The organism is Streptomyces sp. NPDC054847 (assembly GCF_053610925.1).
On the sequence record NZ_JBSGZJ010000677.1, the window covers coordinates 1 to 2,485 of the forward strand.

Sequence of the window (2,485 nt, forward strand, 5' to 3'; positions counted from 1 at the left end):
GGCAACCGGAGGGCTGCGCTACGACGAGACGTCGGCGGGATCATCCCCGCTGACGCGGGGAGCATCACTTAGCGCGAGACCTTGCCGGCCTTGATGCACGAGGTGCAGACGTTGAGCCGCTTCGGCGTCCGACCGACCACTGCACGCACACGCTGGATATTCGGGTTCCAGCGACGGGACGTACGGCGGTGCGAGTGCGAAATGTTGTTGCCGAAGCCCGGCCCCTTGCCGCAGACGTCGCAGTTGGCAGCCACGGGTCACTCCAAAGACTTCAGATGCACTTACGGTGAATCCGGCGCGCCGGAATCAGTAGATCTGAAGTGGCTTGCCGGGGGAATGGCCCGACTCTCATCGGGCAACTGGAGCAGCATACATCCACTGCTTCCGAGAGACGAAACTAGCATGCTGCCGCCGCCCCCGACCTGCTCACCCGCGGCGGCCGGGGTCTACGCTGCGGGACGACCCGCAGCCCGAGGCCCCGCCGGCCACCAGGATCTGCCCGGCCGCTCAAGGAGGATCACCAGGTGCCGCAGAGTCTCGACGCCTCGGCCGTACGCGACTGGTGCTCCCTGGCGCTGGAGGCCCTGGGCCGGGAGCGCGAGGAGATCGACGCGATCAACGTGTACCCCGTCGCCGACGGGGACACCGGCACGAACCTCTACCTGACCGTGGAGTCCGCCGCACAGGCCGTGGAGGCCGTGTTCGCCGCCCACGAGACGGGCCACACCTCTCCGGCCCTCGCCGACGTGGTCCGGGCCATGGCCCACGGCGCCCTCATCGGAGCCCGCGGCAACTCGGGCACGATCCTCGCCCAGCTCCTGCGCGGCATGGCCGAACGGCTCGGTGACGGAGATCACTTGGCCGGGGCACTGCGTCGGGCCGCGGAACTGGCGCGTGAGGCGGTGGCGCACCCGGTCGAAGGAACGATCCTCAGCGTCGCCGGGGCCGCCGCGGACGCCGCGGAGAACGCCCCCACCGACGCCCTGAGGGCCGCCTACGCGGGCGCGCGGGCGGCCCTGGACGCCACACCCGGGCAACTGGCCGTGCTGGAACGCGCCGGCGTCGTGGACGCCGGCGGACAGGGGCTGCTGACCGTCCTCGGAGCGCTGGTGCAGGCGGTCTCCGGCGAGGCCCCACCGGCCCCCTCGCCGGCTCACGCACGGCCGCCCCGGCAGAACCGGACCGCCGAGCCGTGCTCCGACAGCGGCCCCGCCTTCGAAGTGATCTACCTCCTCGAGGCGGACGACGCGTCCGTCGCCCGGCTGCGGGCACGGCTCGACGGCCTCGGCGACTCCCTCGTCGTCGTCGGCGGCGACGGCCTGTGGAACGTCCACGTCCATGTGGACGACGCCGGCGCGGCCGTGGAAGCCGGTGTCGAGGCCGGGCGGCCCTACCGGATCCGCATCACGCACTTCGACACCGCGACCGACCCCACCCCGAAGGAACAGGCCCAGCGGGCGGTCGTCGCGGTGGTGCAGGGCGAAGGGCTGGCGGACCTGTACCACCAGGCCGGCGCCACCACGGTCCTGGCCCGGCCGGGAGAACCGCCGGCCAGCGGCGAACTCGTCGAGGCGATCCGCCGGGCGCACGCCCGCGAGATCGTCCTCCTCCCGAACGACACGTCCCTGCGCCACACGGCCGCCGCGGCCGCGGAGCAGGCCCGTACGGCCGGCGTCCGCGTCGCCCTGATCCCGACGCGCTCCGCGGTCCAGGGCATCGCGGCCCTCGCCGTCCACGCGCCGGACCGCCGCTTCGACGAGGACGTCGTCGCCATGACGGCCGCGGCCGGGGCGACGCGCTACGCCGAACTGGCCGTGGCGGAGCACCGGTCGTGGACCTCGGCGGGGGTGTGCCAGGCCGGCGACGTACTGGGCCTGATCGACGGCGACGTCGCCGTGATCGGCGAGGACCTCACGCAGACGGCGCTGACCCTGCTGGACCGCATGCTCTCCTCCGGCGGCGAACTGGTCACGCTGGTCCTGGGCGGCACGGCGCCGCAGGGACTGTCCGACAGGCTGGAGTCCCATGTCCGCGAGGGCTACCTGGCGGTGGACACGGTCACGTACGAGGGGGGCGGGGACCGGTCGACGCCGCTGCTGATCGGGGTGGAGTAGGAAGCGGGTGCGTGGCGCCTGCGGCGTTCCCCTGCCCGCCCCTTCCCGCTGTACCGATGTGCGGCCTCGCCGCGTGGGGCTCCGCCCGGACCCGCCACCGCGCTCCGCGCGGCGCTTGCGGGGGCTCCGCCCCCTACGCCTGGCGGCGTGGGGGACCCCACCGGACCCCCGCGCCTCAAACTCCCCCTACGGCCTGGCGGCCGTGGGTGGTGCCCCCAGCGGGGCTGGGGTTGCCCGGCAACGCCGGAGCCGCCGGCAGGGCGTGAGTTGCCGGCGTGGCTGATTTCGCGAAGCGAAAGTTTCCGCCGCCAGGGCACGGGCTGGAGTGCCGTGCAGCGGCATGTCTAGCCCGCCCGGGGGCACCTCCCACG

2 protein-coding genes are annotated in these 2,485 nt (G+C 73.6%); one reads left to right on the top strand and one right to left on the bottom strand.

Annotated elements, in window-relative coordinates; genetic code table 11:
* Positions 1-68: 68 nt before the first annotated feature.
* Positions 69-254, bottom strand: a complete 186-nt coding sequence (gene rpmB, locus ACWGH4_RS34090; RefSeq protein WP_003957616.1) for a 50S ribosomal protein L28 — start codon at positions 252-254, stop codon at positions 69-71.
* A 270-nt stretch (positions 255-524) separates the two neighbouring features.
* Here rpmB and ACWGH4_RS34095 point away from each other — a divergent pair, with 270 nt between their 5' ends.
* Complete coding sequence (locus tag ACWGH4_RS34095) at positions 525-2,114, top strand: DAK2 domain-containing protein (RefSeq protein WP_453467670.1); 1,590 nt, start codon at positions 525-527, stop codon at positions 2,112-2,114.
* The last annotated feature ends 371 nt before the right edge of the window (positions 2,115-2,485 follow it).